The sequence below is a fragment of the Aestuariivivens insulae genome (assembly GCF_022662195.1).
GTDB classification, from domain to species: Bacteria; Bacteroidota; Bacteroidia; order Flavobacteriales; family Flavobacteriaceae; genus Aestuariivivens; species Aestuariivivens insulae.
In genome coordinates, this window is the sequence record NZ_JAKMCS010000005.1 from 32,308 (window position 1) to 48,269 (window position 15,962).

Annotated in this window: 9 protein-coding genes and 1 pseudogene; 5 read left to right on the forward strand and 5 right to left on the reverse strand. The window is 35.3% G+C overall.

The features are described from left to right. Positions 1-409 precede the first annotated feature (409 nt). From MR062_RS07595 to MR062_RS07605, 3 genes are read left to right on the forward strand one after another with little or no spacing between them, the layout of a single operon-like run. Complete coding sequence (locus MR062_RS07595) at positions 410-1,336, forward strand: ROK family protein (RefSeq protein WP_242203536.1); 927 nt, start codon at positions 410-412, stop codon at positions 1,334-1,336. A 17-nt stretch (positions 1,337-1,353) separates the two neighbouring features. Then, the gene (locus MR062_RS07600) at positions 1,354-2,664 is read left to right on the forward strand and encodes an MFS transporter (RefSeq protein WP_242203539.1); all 1,311 of its coding nucleotides are present in this window, start codon (positions 1,354-1,356) and stop codon (positions 2,662-2,664) included. Positions 2,665-2,693: 29 nt separating this feature from the next. Continuing rightward, entirely contained in the window at positions 2,694-4,211 is a 1,518-nt protein-coding gene (locus MR062_RS07605; RefSeq protein WP_242203540.1) for a sulfatase family protein, read from the forward strand. Positions 4,212-4,470: 259 nt separating this feature from the next. Here the strand turns inward: MR062_RS07605 and MR062_RS07610 are convergent, their stop codons facing one another. The 4 genes from MR062_RS07610 to MR062_RS07625 all read right to left on the reverse strand — a co-directional run bounded on the left by MR062_RS07610 (position 4,471) and on the right by MR062_RS07625 (position 11,043). Next, positions 4,471-5,829 carry a sulfatase family protein gene (locus tag MR062_RS07610; RefSeq protein WP_242203542.1) on the reverse strand — a complete coding sequence of 453 codons (1,359 nt, stop codon included), beginning with the start codon at positions 5,827-5,829 and terminating at the stop codon, positions 4,471-4,473. A gap of 82 nt (positions 5,830-5,911) precedes the next feature. Next, positions 5,912-7,987, reverse strand: coding sequence for an alginate lyase family protein (locus tag MR062_RS07615; protein WP_242203544.1), 2,076 nt, complete (start codon positions 7,985-7,987; stop codon positions 5,912-5,914). Positions 7,988-8,089: 102 nt separating this feature from the next. Next, on the reverse strand, positions 8,090-9,730 hold the full coding sequence (locus tag MR062_RS07620) for a sulfatase family protein (RefSeq protein WP_262916830.1): 1,641 nt from the start codon (positions 9,728-9,730) through the stop codon (positions 8,090-8,092). A 71-nt stretch (positions 9,731-9,801) separates the two neighbouring features. After that, positions 9,802-11,043, reverse strand: a complete 1,242-nt coding sequence (locus tag MR062_RS07625) for a glycoside hydrolase family 88 protein (RefSeq protein ID WP_242203548.1) — start codon at positions 11,041-11,043, stop codon at positions 9,802-9,804. 467 nt (positions 11,044-11,510) lie between these two features. On the opposite strand from MR062_RS07625, the gene MR062_RS07630 reads away from it, so the two are divergent. Next, a complete protein-coding gene (locus MR062_RS07630; protein WP_242203550.1) occupies positions 11,511-14,747 on the forward strand; it encodes a chondroitinase family polysaccharide lyase in 3,237 nt (1,078 codons plus the stop codon). 493 nt (positions 14,748-15,240) lie between these two features. Here MR062_RS07630 and MR062_RS07635 read toward each other — a convergent pair whose 3' ends face one another. Then, positions 15,241-15,570: a T9SS type A sorting domain-containing protein gene (locus tag MR062_RS07635; protein ID WP_242203552.1), complete on the reverse strand. Its 330-nt coding sequence runs from the start codon at positions 15,568-15,570 to the stop codon at positions 15,241-15,243. A 99-nt stretch (positions 15,571-15,669) separates the two neighbouring features. Between MR062_RS07635 and MR062_RS07640 the strand changes: the two are divergent. Beyond that, positions 15,670-15,948 (forward strand): annotated as a pseudogene (locus MR062_RS07640) (IS1182 family transposase); the annotation flags it as partial. Between the last annotated feature and the right edge of the window lie 14 nt (positions 15,949-15,962).

Here is a 15,962-nt window from a genome sequence, read left to right on the forward strand (position 1 = left end):
ATGCAATCCAGTTAAGGCTTCATTAAAGGTAATTAAAAAAAATACTTGCAGATTACTAAGGCTTGAAAATGTTACATTTATCTATTTCAAATGTAACATTTGTCCTTATTGTAGAGCAGTCTAATAAGGATGTGAATTAGCTGTGAGGTGTCAGTAGTTTTACAGGGATAAGGAAAACGAGAGGAGTTTTGCTCTTAAGATATGTTATTGAATTTACTAAATGATGGCAATTTCATTTAGGATACATATACCTCTTATTGGTGTAACATTGTTTAGCCTTCTGTAAGCGCATTGAAAATATATTTGTGAAGCAATCTTTTCATTCGAGAAGCAATACTTGGACGGATAATTTTTGAAAGAAAAAGTCTTTTTAAAATATATAAATGAACGTAATAAGAAATATTAATTAATGGGGGCAGTAGGTATAGGTATTGACATTGGTGGTACAATGATAAAATACGGGTTAGTTGATATACAAGGGCAATTAGTTTGGGCTTCAGAAAAACCTACAGAGGCCAATGTTTCAAAAGAAAGAGTAATTACTAATGTTTTAGAAGCTGTAAATGAAGTTTTAAGAGCCTCTGAATCTAAAGGTTTAAATGTTAAGTCGGTAGGAATAGGTAGTCCAGGATTAGTAAACGATTCAAGTGTGATACTTGGAGGAGCCGACAATATTAAAGACTGGAAGCATGTAGCGTTAGGTGAAATAGTCTCAGGGAAAACCAATCTGTTCACGAAAGTTTGTAATGATGCTGATGCCATGGCCATGGCGGAATTTAAGCTTAATTGCAACGAAAATGACACCGTTGTATTTATAACACTAGGCACTGGAATTGGTGGTGCAATATTTATAAATGGAACCCCTTTTCAAGGACATTATGGCCTTGGGGGCGAATTAGGTGTGTTGCCTATAATAGTAGGGGAAACGCATTGTTATTGGGAAGATATCGCTTCAACATCAGCACTAGTTAAACTGTATAAAAAAAAACTAGGTACCGACATAGCTTTACCTAATATTAATGGAAAGTATATTGTCGATCAATATCAAAAAGGAGATAAAATTGCTAAAAAAACACTGCAAATATTTATCGATTATGTAGCGATGGGACTAGCAGGTTATGTTAATATTTTTAATCCTAAAGCAATTATTATAGGAGGAGGATTATCCGAGTCGGAAGTCAATTTCATGGAAGACATAAAAAAGCAAGTCGAAAAGTATGCCATTAAAGAATGTTTTTATGGGGTGGATATCTTGCCAGCAAGATTGGGAAACCAAGCAGGTTTAATAGGAGCTGCATTAAACGGTTTAGATCAATATAACAAAGTGTTAGTATAAATATTAAAAATATAAATATGAAAAACAGATTCATTTTAGTGGCCTTAGTACTTCTAGTATTTTTTGTAATATCATTTCTTACTAATATTTTGGGAGCTCTTAATCCGGCTATAAAAGAAAGTTTTAATCTAGAGTTTTCCTCTTTAGGTTTTATGACTCTTGCTTTTTTTTCGGCCTATGGCTTTATGTCCATCCCAAGTGGTGTTTTAGTTGAAAAATATAAAGAAAAGAAAGTCATGTTACTGGCCTTTTTTCTAGCGTTTATGGGGGCTATTTTATTTGCAATCTTTCCGACGTTTGTGGTCTTTTTAATGTCGTTGTTTTTTATAGGAACAGGGATGGCCATGTTACAAGTAGCCATTAATCCGTTGTTACGAACAGCAGGTGGAGAAGAGCATTTTGCTTTTTATTCCGTACTGGGGCAACTCTTTTTTGGGGCTGCTGGTGTTGCGGGACCTTATTGTTATTCCTATTTGGTAGAAAATTCTAATGAAGAGATAGGGGGACAGAGTATTAAAACATTTTTGAAAGAACTTGTACCTCAAGATATGAGTTGGGTGTCAATTTATGTCCTATTTGCAATTATAGCTTTGATCATGGTTTTTGTTATTTTTTCTTTTAAGTTCCCCAAAGTGGACCTTAAAGAAGATGAAAAGGCGGGAGAATGGGGGCTAATTAAAAGCCTTATAAAAAACAAAACCGTTATTGCATATTTTGTAGGAATCTTTTGTTATGTTGGCTTTGAACAGGGTGTATCTTTTTGGATATCCCAGTTTTTAGAAACCTATCATGATGTCGATCCTGAAACTATAGGTGCGGCAACCGTTGGGAATTTTTGGGGGTTACTAACACTAGGCTGTTTTCTCGGTTTAGTACTTCTAAAGTTTCTGGATAGTAAGTTGGTTCTTAAATTATTCTCCTTATTGGCTTTTGTTGCTTTATGCTTGGCTTTATATGGAACCAAAGATATGGCTCTTATCGCCTTTCCAGCAGTGGGATTCTTTGCTTCTGTAATGTGGTCAATTATTGTGTCGTTGGCATTAAATTCTGTTAAGGAACATCATGGTTCGGTAACGGGCATTCTTTGTACCGGAATTGTTGGAGGAGCCATAGCTCCATTTATTGTAGGAGGCCTAAGCGATCTATTTTCACTAAAAATAGGAATGATGTTCAACTTTGTAACCTTAGCCTATATTTTTGGTATCGGACTTTGGGCAAATCCACTTATAAAAAATAAGACATTTAAATCTGTTTCAGATACTTCCAATGTTGAGAAAGAACCTACTTTGGTTAATGAAGAGATTTTAGATTTTGATTCTTTCAATTAGTATTCACTTTAATTAAACAATTAGTTATTATGAAGATATATACAAATATTTTAAAAACGTTATTAGTTGCTTTTTTGCTCTTAGGATGCAAGGAAGAAAAATCCAATAATCGTTTTCAGATAGAAGAGGAAAGGCCTAATTTTTTAATCCTGATGTCAGATAATCACTCTTATAATCATCTAGGATGTTATGGCGATGAGATTGTTAAAACTCCTAATATAGATAAAGTGGCTAAGGAAGGCGTCCTTTTTTCCAATGCTTATTGTAACTCTCCTTCTTGTTCACCTGCAAGGGCAGCAATGTTAACGGGACAAGATGCATGGAGATTACAAGATGCGGCAAATCTTTGGGGAGGATTCCCAAAAGCGAAAGTCTATACAGAATTAATGAAGGAAGCGGGTTATCATGTAGGTATAGAAGGAAAGGGATGGGGGCCTGGTAATGCCGAAGTTGATGGCTGGGAACATAATCCGGGAGGTGAAGAGTTTAATTCATTTGAGGAGTTCTATAATGAAATAGAAAAAGGACAGCCTTGGATGTATTGGTATAGCAGCAGAGACCCACATCGTCCCTTCAAAAGAAATGGTTGGAAAAAATCTGGGATAGATCTGGACAAAATAGTGGTGCCACCTTATCTTCCGGATACTGAAGAGGTAAGAAAAGATATTGCCGATTATTATAACGAGGTTCAAAATTTTGATAAAGAAGTATCGTCCTATATGGCACTTGTGAATGAAATGGGTGAGCTGGAAAATACGATTGTTATAATTTGCAGTGATAATGGATGGCAAATGCCTAGAGGATTGGCAAATCTATATGACTTTGGAACCAAAGTACCTTTAATTATATGGGCTCCAAAACATTTCAAAGGAAATCGTAGTATAGATGATTTTGTGAGTTTAAACGATTTTGCTCCAACATTTCTAGAGCTTTCAGGAATTGATATTCCTAAAGAGATGAACGCAAAGAGTATTGCTAATATTTTAGAATCGGATAAAAGTGGTCAGTTAGAAAAGGACAGGGATTTTGTGGTTATGGGAAGAGAACGCCATGCTTTTGTTCGTGAAGGAGGTAAAGGGTATCCAGGAAGAGCCATACGAACAAAGGAATACCTCTACATAAAGAATTATGAACCCAATAGATGGCCGGCAGGCGATCCTCCACTGTATGGCGATGTAGATGCGCATATGTTGCAATATCCTGCGCCTACAAAGTTTTATATGTTAGAAAATGAAGACGATCCAGCAGTAAAGCCGCTTTTTGAATTGGCTTTTGGGAAACGGCCTGGAGAGGAATTATATGACCTCATTAAAGATCCGGATCAAATGAACAATGTGGCAGAATTACCAGAGTATAAACAAATAAAAGAAGATTTATCAAAAAGGTTAGTAGATTATCTTGTTAAGTCAGGAGACCCTAGGGAAACAGATGAAGTATATGACTGGGATGCGGCACCCTATTATATGGAAGGGGATAAAACACCACGCCCAGGAGAAGAAGCTATTGAAAAGCTAGGTTTAAAAGAAGAATATAGTTACATGGATTAATATTCATTTCTGCAAGGAATGATTATAACTATGACGTATTTATAACCTATAATAGCTTGACAGTCATTCCCCAAAAACAAAAAGAGTTAGTTGATTGTTTATATAGTTAGTTTTAAAGCCATAAAAAGTTTGACTTTTTATGGCTTTATTTTTTTAGGCTGTTTTTGATTTTTGAATACAAATCTTATATGGCTAAATTAGTAAAAAAGGTCAATATTTAGAACATAAAAAAGTTTACCTAGGTTGCAGTCATATTTGTTTATTGTTTGGGATAAATTAAAAGACGTTTCATAACAACTTTATCATTGTTTTCTACACACCATGCGTAAAGATCTTTACGCATACTTTCAATAAGAGCGTTATACTTGGAATTGTATGCCAAGTTAGTCATTTCATAGGGGTCTTTTTCAAGATCAAAAAGTTGTTCTCTGTTTTTCCCTTGACCATAAATAACATATTTGTATTTATCGGTAACAAGAGCTCGTCCTAAGGTTTGCAATGCGTTTGGTCCATCGAACATGGTTTGTATAACTAAGAAATCACGCTTTTGTTTTAAACTACCTCCGTTTAATGCAGGTTTAATAGATTGCCCTTTGATATTTGAAACTTTATTGGCACCTCCTATATCTAAGATAGAAGGCATAAAATCAAGTCCAATAGAAACTAATTGGTTTGTCGTTTTTACCTGATTATCTAAAGATGGATCTTTCACAATAAGAGGTACTCTTACCGATTCATCAAACAGTACAGTTTTTTGGTTCCAATGATGCGCAGATATGCCATCACCATGATCTGAAGTAAAGATGACAATCGTGTTTTTGTCCAGGCCATTTTTTTCAAGAGCATCCAATACTTTTCCAATTTCAGTATCTACCTTTTCAACTAATTTATAGTAGGCTGCTAAATACTGTCTCCAATCATCATCACTAAAGCTTGTCGTTGGGTAAACCTCGGGGTTAAACTTTTGTTCTAACCGCAATATTTCAGAGTCGTAAGGCCCTATAGGATGATTAATGGGTAAATTTGGACAATCTTTTGGGTCTGTTTCCTCAATACTCCCATTAGGCAACCTTTGTCCTCTTGCATATTCACAAATGTCATGAGGATTTACAAAAGAAGCTACCATAAAAAAGGGTTTCTCATGAGTCTTGTCTAAAAATGCAACACAACTTTCGGCAAGACCTTCATCACCCATATTGGCGATGTTGGTAAAACCAATACCATCGGGCATGCTTAGTTCTGGAATATGCCATTTCCCAGCATATACAGATTCGTACCCATTTCTAGTCATTAAAACTCCTAAACCGTCCTTAAAATCATTTTTTGTAACCCCTACTTTTGCATTAGAATATATTTCTAACTCATGGGGCATTTTTCCAGAAAACATACTAGCTCTTGAAGGGGTACACAAAGGATATGTGACGTATGCCTTGTTAAAAATAGTCCCTTGGTTTGCCAGTCTATCTATATTAGGAGTGGATACATTATCGTTTCCCATGCAACTTAGAGCAGAAGCAGCATGTTGGTCTGTCATAATTACTAATATATTAGGTTGTTTTGTTTGTGACAAAACCAATATACTTGAAAAAAGGAATAGAATGAAAAAGTGTTTTTTCATGGTAAATTTTTTAGATGTAAAATACATAAGCAATTTATTAAATTTTAATTAGAGTGATTGATAGTACCCAATAAGGTAATAATTAATCTGCTTTGATAAGTTTTGCTGTTTTTTCAGCAATGTTCATTTTTACCTTATAGGTTTTATCATCAACGTTAAGGGTGAAAATTAAATTATCTTTTTGAGTTACAACAGTAGATTTTAATTCAGTTGGTTTATTGTTTTCTTTATAGGGAACCAAAGCTGTTAAAAACTCTACTTCTTTGTCTTTATCTGTTTTTTGATAAGAATAACCCCAAGCAGGGCGTTCTTCTTTTCGAAGAATGTCATATGAAATCCAACCTTCTTCTTTTTCTAATGTTACGCTATTTGTTGTTGGAAAGTTTTTCACAATAAGATTAGCACCTTCTTCAAAATCTGTAGATACGGTAAGTGTATTTTTATCTATTGTTACAGGACATGGTACTAATTGAAAGTGTGCCCTAACATCACCTACAGCATCACTAATGGCTTGATCATAAATTAGGAAATAGCTATTATCAATAAATAACGTTGTACGTCGATGGGTCAAATTGTCGTAACTCGAATTTTCATTGACCAGGATCACCAGTTTGTCACTTTCTTTCCAAAAAATATGTTTGGAATCAATCTTTATATCTTCATTGTTTAGAGTTAGTGTTTGATGCGCTACGGAACCTCTAAACCATTTTCTCCAGTTTTGTTCTTCAGGATCGTCACTATTATAAATATAAGCTCCTGAATCTATCATGAAATTACGCCCATAGGCATAAAATTCAAACGTTCCGTTGTCAATTTGAGAATGCCAACTATATTTGGAGTTGTTTTTCATAGACATAAAAACGGCATCCGGTTCCCAATGGGAACGGAAAAAATAAAAACCACTTAAGGGATAGGCCACCGATGTTTTTGGGGGAGGCGTTCCTTCCTTGCCCTTTGTTGCAATGAATTTTAAATAAGGGGTTTCTGGTGCAAACCGAGAAACATTTTTAGTGTAAATGTCAGCAGCATCCCGGTGCTTCCAAGCATCTCCAAATTGGCTAATGGTGTTGTCGGGAAACATGTGGTAAGCGTAGATTTCAGCCATTTTTGTTAACCTATTAAGATAGTCGTTTGGGAGATAACTATCATAAGCATGTTTTTTGAATGCCATATAAGCATCTGTAAATATGCGTAAATACATGCTGTGATAGCTGAAAATAAGTTCTTTGTTCATGCCATCGGGATAAATATCGGTGAACATACGTTCTGGTATGCGTGTAATGGTTTCATCTACCCATTCTTTAGATTTTTTAAATTCCGGGAAAGTAACACCATTTTCAAAAACGGTGATTAACTCACCTAATAGGTGGTTTCCTTTATCAGCATAAACGGTTCGGATATGTTCTGCATTAACATAAAAACTATAAAGAAAGTATAGGAGGGTCTTAGAATCAAACTGTTTTTCATTGATAAAATAGGGAAGTACATTTTTTAGTCTTTCACAACGATTATAAGTTTCCATACCTCGTTTGATATGCTGTGGTGCATCATTTGCTATAGGAAGAAGATCAGTGGCGTTATCAACCATTTCATAGTGCCATTCATCATAATATTTTTCATCTTTTGTAAGATAGAAAGCTTTAGCTAAAGCCTCCCACCATAATAATCGCTGAAATATAAATTGCCACTCTTTATCTTTAATCTCTTTGCCATTGTAAAAAGCAGGGCTTATCCAATCAATATTTGCTCCTCGGTAAATAAGGGGATGGGCATCTTTATTTCCTCTAAAATAGTGGTTAAGAGCACTCTCTGAAGCTTCAACTTCTATGTTGGTCAATGCCTTAACAGAAGGTTTAAAGTCTTTGTATTTGTCCTTAAAATAAGTTAGTAGCGTGTTTTCTGCACGTTCCCAATTTTCCACGTCAACGGCATCTTTAACTTTTTCCAGCCCCGGATAGTCCAGATTTAACCATTGGGTTATTTGTATAATTCCAAATTTGGAATCGTAAGGTAGTTTTTCTTTCCAGTTGTTTTTAAACTTAACGATTTCGGCTTTTACTTCATTTGCTTGTTGATCGCTTGCAACTTGAGCATTACTATGCAAAGCCAATAGAGTAAGTAAGATTATTTGTAAAAGTAATACCAATTTGTTTTTCATGATAACGCATTTTAAATAAAGGAAGTCTATGATAAATACCCACTAAGCCTGTATTAAAGATTTAGTGGGTATTTAAAATATTGAAAAGGGATTTAATAAAGCTTAATGTTCCATGACACTATGAAAAAACTCGTGTTCTTTTTCATCAGGATCATGATCCTGATACAAGCTTTGTTGCTTTTTTAGTTCCAATTTCAGTTCCTCTATTAGTTCTTTGTTCTCAGGTTCGTTATATATATTCTTCATTTCTTGAGGGTCTTTTTCCATATCGTAAAGCTCCCATTCATCAATGTCATTATAAAAATGAATCAATTTGTACTTTTGTGTACGGATACCGTAATGTCTTTTCACGGAATGCCATGAAGGATATTCGTAATAATGGTAATAGGATGATTTTCTCCAGTCATCAGGGGTTTTTCCATGATTATCAAGAACCGGGCGTAATGAAACCCCTTGCATCTCTTTGGGAATTTCGACACCGGCATAATCAAGAAGAGTTGGTGCAAAATCAATATTCATGGCAAGTGCATCTGTCACAGAGCCGGGCTCGATGGTTTTGGGGTATCTTACTAATAAAGGCATGCGGTATACTTCTTCATACATAAAGCGTTTATCAAACCAGCCATGTTCTCCCAAGAAAAAGCCTTGGTCTGAGGTATAAACGATAATCGTATTGTCTAATTCACCTTTTTCTTCCAGATAATCAAGTACATGACCAATATTCTCGTCTAGAGAAAGTAAGCAACCTAAGTAGTCCCTCATGTAGTTTTGGTATTTCCAACTAATGAGTTCTTTGCCTTTTAAGTCTTTCGAATAAAACTCATTTGTTCTGCCTTCATATGCTTTGAACCACAGTTCTTTTTGCGCCTCGGTCATTCTTTTGAAAACGTTATAAAGCATTTTAATTTCGTCTTCTTTTTTATTGGCCGTAGCCATATCATGTGCTTTTTCCTGGAAGTTTTCGTTGTCATCTTTATGTTCTTTTCCAAAAGATTCTAATTGCTCTCGGGTGGCAACTTTTAAATCCCATACGGTCCAAAGGTCTACAGAGAGTTCCATTTCTTGCTCATGTGCAGCAGTTCCTCTTCCTTCGTAATCGTCATAAAGGTTTTCTGGTTCAGGGAAAACAACATCTTCTAATTTGCCCAAATGGCGTGGTGCTGGAATCCAATTTCGATGCGGTGCTTTATGCTGATAAACCATGGCAAATGGTTTCGATGCATCTCTATCTTTATCTAGCCACTTTATGGCTTTACCTGTAATGACATCTGTTACATATCCATCCACTTGAATGGTATCTCCCATTTCAATAAAATCGGGTTGGTAATAGTCGCCTTGACCAGGTAAAACACACCAGTAATCAAAACCTGTTGGCGCCGATCCTAAGTGCCATTTTCCTATTACAGAAGTTTGATACCCTGCTTTTTGTAATAATTTTGGATAGGTAAGTTGAGAGCCATCGAATACTTTGGCATTGTCTGTAACACCATTTAAATGACTGAATTTTCCTGTTAATATAGCAGCTCTAGAAGGCGCACAAATAGAATTGTTAACAAAACAATTATTAAATAAGATCCCTTCTTTGGCAATACGGTCAAGATTAGGAGTTTCAATTAAATTGCTCCCATAACAACTCATGGCATTAGTGGTATGATCGTCTGTCATAATAAATAAGATATTAGGCTTTTTTGGAGCCTTTTTTTCTGTTTTTTTATTACAACTAAAATGTAACGATAAAAGCAAGACTAGAATTAGCCGAGAAAATAGCGTGAATACGAGATTTAGTTTTTTCATGTTTATTAACATCTCAGTAATTAATTACTGCTGATCGTATCTATTTTTTTCAATCTAGATAAAGCCTCGAAATAATAATAATCGGCATAGTTTATGGGCGAATCAACTTCTGAATTGGCAGGAAACATACCTGTTGAATGCATCAGTGCAAATCCCTTATTCGTTCCAATTTCAGCTAAATAAGCAGGTGAACTTAAGCTTTCTATTATTGTTTTGGCCCAAGTCATGTATTCCTCTTTTAGGGCATTATCTACATAGTTGCATAATTCCAATAGGGCAGAAGCTGTAATGGCAGCTGCTGAAGCATCTTTTGGCGTGTCTTGGGTAATTTCAATATCGTAATCCCAATAAGGCACTTGGTCCTCTGGTAATTTTGGATGATTTTTTATAAAAGATGCTATGTTTTTGGCCTGCTCTAAATAAATAGGGTTCTTGGTCTCCCGATACATCACAGTATACCCATATACGCCCCAAGCCTGTCCTCTGGCCCAAGCCGATTCATCAGCACTTCCCTGATGGGTGCTTTTCTTTATAACTTCCCCTGTTTCAGTATTATAATCTACCACATGATAGGAACTATAATCCGCTCTAAAATGATTTTTTAATGTTTGGTTTGCATGAGAAACGGCAATGTTATAATAAGTAGAGTCTTTAGAGATTTCAGTAGCATGGAATAACAGTTCCAAATTCATCATGTTGTCTATAATCACGGGACAACTCCATTCGCCTTCTTCAAAGTGAAGTATTGGTTCCCAAGATTGTATAATACCAGCTTTAGGTCTATACCTTGTGGCAAGAGATTTTGCCGTTTGAACGATTATAGAATCGTAACCTTGTTTGTTGTCAAATTTAATGGCATTACCATAACTACATTCTATCATAAATCCAACATCATGGATGCTTTTTAAATATTGCACCGAGTCTAATTTCTTGGTATACTCTAAAGCACGTTCTTTCCATAAATTTTTACCTGTTAAATCGTAAAGATACCACATGGCTCCTGGGTAGAAACCACTGGTCCAATCATAGGCTTCAGCATACCTGATTTGACCGTTTTTAATGGAGCGTGGTAAAAAATATTTTGAATCTTTCTTTTGTTGGACTGAATCATACAATATCTCATATTGTTGAGAGATTGATTCATATAAATCTACTTCATTGTTTCTAATTTCACTTTGGTTATTGGTAGAAGAGTTTTGTTTGCAACTGAAAAATAAAGCAGTTATTAAAAATGCAAATAGGTAAATGTTCTTTAAGTTCATAATTTAAGTTCCTTTGTTGGAGTGAATTATACATTATAAGAATTGGGATGAATAGATTCGAGTCTTTATTCATTGTCAATTCTTGCTCTAAACAAAATTAGATGCTTGCCCAATTATAAACACCTCCATTTGTTACCTCTTTGAACGACAAATGATACATGGATTATCAAGTGTGTCTGGCCTTACTATGGCGTGGAAAGTACGGTGTTATTTTGTATGCTGTCGACGGATATGGTTGTCTCCTTTTGTTATGATTGTTTATTATGAATCATTTACCCTTTGTTCTGGTAACATCCAAAAGTTAACATGTCGATAGCTCATTCTAATTTTACTGTTATAGGGAATTCTAATTTTTAATCTATATCTGAAGTTGTTTAAGCGCATATAAAAGATTAGGAATTAAAAGGCCTAATAAGACTAAGGTCTTTATGAAGTAATAATATAAATAAACATTGAACAAATTATATATGAGACTAGTACTATTGCATCTTTCAACACTGTTTTTGGGATTCATACTAAACGGATATGCCTTTAATGGGAGTAAAGGAAAATTTGAAAATTCATTATCTATTAATGGCCCCTCTGATGATATTTTGATAAAGGTATTTAAGTTTGAGTCTGTGTCATCAACCGATGTTTGGACATCAGAAAAAGGAGATACAGAGATTTCCCCTCGCCATTTTAAGGATGGACAAAATTCATTATTATGGAATTATAAGGTAGATGATTATCTGGTGGTTGCAGATATGGAAGGATTGAACCGTTCAACAGGAGTGTATCAGGGAGGCATACCAGAATATTATGAGCCAGCATTTTACCCAAAGGGAAAATATGGCGGTATCAAGATGTGGCTGTATCAAGAAAAACCACAAATAGGACACATGGTTTTTCAAGTTGGAAGCTCTGTAAATGCTGCTAAAACTAACCCTAAATATAAGTTTGAAGTTAAACTGGACTTTAAAGGTTGGCGAGCTGTTTGGGTGTGTTTTGAGGAAGATGCCAAAGTGTCAAATTATGAAGGTGATGATACTATGAAAAGTTTTGTGGCCTACCCGTCAAAGGAAGTGTTGGGTAAAGGAGAAATATTCATAGATCATTTTCTTTTGTTGGATTTTGTATCCAAAAAAAGGCATTCAGATCTTCAGCTTGAAAATTCTGAAACAGCAGATGAGGTAATGGATTCTTATGGTATTTTAAAACCTTATAAAAATTATATTAAAATAAAATCAAACTATGGTTCAAAATTAAGTGATGAAAATTCTCAAGTTTCTAAATATTCTAAAATTATATCTGATAAATTAGAGTTTTTGATTCTTGGTGATGGCTCTAATAAATGGAAGCAAAGGAATTCTACGATTAAAGGTAACATAACATCTAAAATATCCAAAAGTAAGAAGGAATACGAAAGTTTAAACCTAAACTTTACTAACGATGGAATTACAGGTGTGCCTTTATTTTCAAGTCGGGATGAGCATTTTTCAAGTAACGGAAGAGGGTTTCAGGAAGTGAGCCAATTAACCATGTTTCCTTTGGCAATGGATTATCGATTAAATAAAAGTATGGAATCCCGTAAAAAACTAATTGAGTTGTTGGATTATTTCGAGGATCAAGGTTGGGCTTCAGGAAGTGCAATTGGAACAGTAAACCATGTTATAAGACTTAACCCAATGGCACAGTCCATATTTTTGATTAGAGAAGAGCTTGCTAAACAGAATAAATTGGATGCTAGGGTAGATATGCTGTTTTGGCACAGTAGGATAGGGAGTATGTTAAATATAGATTACACGCGCGGAGAAAACACCGATAAAATTAGAGGAGGAGCTTTGGTGAAATTAATTGCAATTTTGTTAATGAAGGACAATCCTGAAAAGGAGATGCTTTTAAAGCGTTTTGTAGACTATATGAATTATGTTATTGATTTTTCTCCTGGGTATTCCGATACTATAAAACCAGATTTTTCTATTTATCACCATGAGGGGACATATCTAAATTCATATGGGATACAGGCTGTGAATACTATGGCCTTGATTCACTGGCTTCTAGAAGGGACGCCTTATGAATTGTCAAAAAAGTCAACACATATTTTAAAAAATGTTTTGATGCGCCAGTCAGATATTGCTTTTGGAACAGATCTGCATTATGGCGTATGTGGTCGTTTTCCATATTCGAATGAAGCTATTGGGAGGTTTCTATTGCCGGCATTTACATTTCTAAGTATGAAAAATGGAAGTATTGATGATTGGGATTTGGCCAAGAGGTATAATTATTTGTATGAGATTACAAAACCGAGCCATATCGATGCTATTTTAACACCTGCATTGACCTATTCGGGAACTTTTGGAACCCTGAATTTAATGGTAGATTGCCATAATAAAATTGGAAATGAGTACAGTACTCCTATGGATAGTAACATTTCAATGCCATACTCTAGCTTATCTGTCCATAGACATGGTAAAGCTTATGCAGCGGTTAAGGGTTACAGTAAATACATTTGGGATTTCGAAGCAGGATCAAGTAAGGGAGAAAATAATATGGGACGCTATTTAAGCCATGGCGTTTTACTGGTAGCCCAAAATAATTCTACAGAAGGGTTTGAAGGTGCCGGGATTGAGATAAATAATGGTTTTCATTGGGCCTATTGGCCGGGAGCCACTACAAAGGCCTTGCCAGCAAATAAGGTTTTTCATGATAACGAAAGTACAAACAAATATGTAGAAGGGTATCACAGAAGTTTTTCTGAGACCACTTTTGCAGGAGGATTGACCCAAGAAGGAAAAAATGGTATGTATGCTATGGAGTTAAGGGACGATGTTGGACCAGATGAGGATAAATCGCTTTTTGATGACTCTTTTAGAGCTCGAAAATCATATTTCTTTATTGATGATGAAATTATTTGCATGGGGTCTAATATTAATAATGATGATACGCGTTATAATACCATTACAACCTTGTTTCAATATATTTATAAACCTAATGCAGATACTTACTATAATGGTGAAAGCATAGGCAAAGATCAATCGTTAAACCAGACGTTGACAGAAGGGTATTTTACCGATCAAAACAATATTCATTATATCGTTAGAGATAATGGGAAAACGGTTTTAGAACAGGGACCTCAAAACTCATTAAAAAAAGTAGAAACAAAGTATGAGCCAATCAACACACCATATGTAAAGGCTTACCTAGATCATGGAAAGTCTCCAAAAAATGCTGAATATGAATATCAAATTTTATTAAACACGCCTAAGGCTAAGGTGGGTAAATTTGTAAACTCTAAAAGTTATGAAGTTTGGCAAAAAGACAAAGATCTCCACAGTATTTACCACCTAAGTACAGGGGTGGAAGCCTCAGCCATTTTTACGGCAAATACAGCCTTAAGTAAAGGACATGTTCTTACCGTAGATACGCCCGTTTTAGCGATGTTTAAAAACCCCGGTAAATATTCGGTATTAACCATTGCCGATCCAGATTTAAGGTTGAAAAAGTGGAATCACAATATGTCTGTAATGCCTTTTGATATTGCTCATGGAGCAAACGAAGGTCATGTGGTAACTGTAACCTTAAGAGGTGTATGGTATGCCGTAAAGTCAGTAGAAAATCTAGTATCTATAGACCAACAGGAGGAAACAACGGTTGTAAAAGTGTTCTGTAAGAATGGGAAGAGTATTGATATACCTCTACAAAAAAGAAACCCAAACGATTAACATTTTAATTCTTTAAAATTATGATTAAAAGGCTTATTTTAATTGTCTTAGTAATAGTGTTACATAGTCAAATAAGAGCTCAAGAAGTTTTATTTGCAAATTAGGTTGATGTTGAAGTAAGTCAAAAAGAAGGACACTCGGTTTTTGGAAAAATTCATTTAAAAAGTAATAAGTTCGTGCAGAGCCATCCGATTCCTAAGACTTACAAGTTTGAAATAGAAAATAAGACCTCAATCTTTAAGATTGAAATAAAGTTTGATGATAGCTGGCGAATTTTTGGGGTTTTGAAAGTGTCTCAAGGAAACAAAACCGGCAAAAGTCCTGTAATGTGTCTTTAAGAGTTGTCTTAATGTTTAAAATCAAGGTGTTAGCAATAAAAGATATGATTATTCATATAGCTGAAAAAACTTTGTGGAGACCTTGCTCAATTAGATAATGTATGAAAAAAAATCCCTTCAATTTCTGAAGGGATTTTTTGTGTTAAATCAAATTTCTAATACTTATAAAATTTATGTTGTATGGTATTTTTGTTATTCTTTACCGAAATAAAATATAGACCAGATGATAAGCTGCTTACATTTAATTCAAGTGTCTTGCCGCTAATCGTATGAGGTAAGGTACTGATAGGTATCAGGCTGCCCTGGATGTTATATACTGAGAACTTAGCATTATAAATAGTACCTACTTCACTAAGCCTTACTTTTAGGTAATCTTTTGTTGTGTTTGGATATACCTTCACAGAGGCATCTAAAGCAAGATTTTGTGAGGAGGTCTTTTTTGACGAAGAAGATCTGGATTCCCATCTTCGTAAGGTTCGTAACATTAGCAAAAGAGATAAGGACAAGTCCTTGTGTCAGGCTTAAGGGAATAAGCTGATAAAGGTCAACAAACCCTATCGGCCAGTGATAAGGATCTACAGGCCATAAGGACCAGGAACACCAAGTTGGCCAAGGATCAGGACCAGCGTCCGGGAGCAGGCAATAAAGGGAGTCGCTATACCAGTAACAAAACGCATTACAGCCCGACGGATCCCGATGCCTGTATCAGTGTGAAACCGGGCAAGCCCCGAAAACTTAATTACCAAATCCAGCTCATGGTAGACACGGCCAATCATGTAATTAGTGACATCAAAGCCAATCATGCCGACGGAAAGGATAACCAGCAATTGGCCGATATTGTGGTTCGTGTACAGCGCCGCTTGTGTAGCCTATCCCT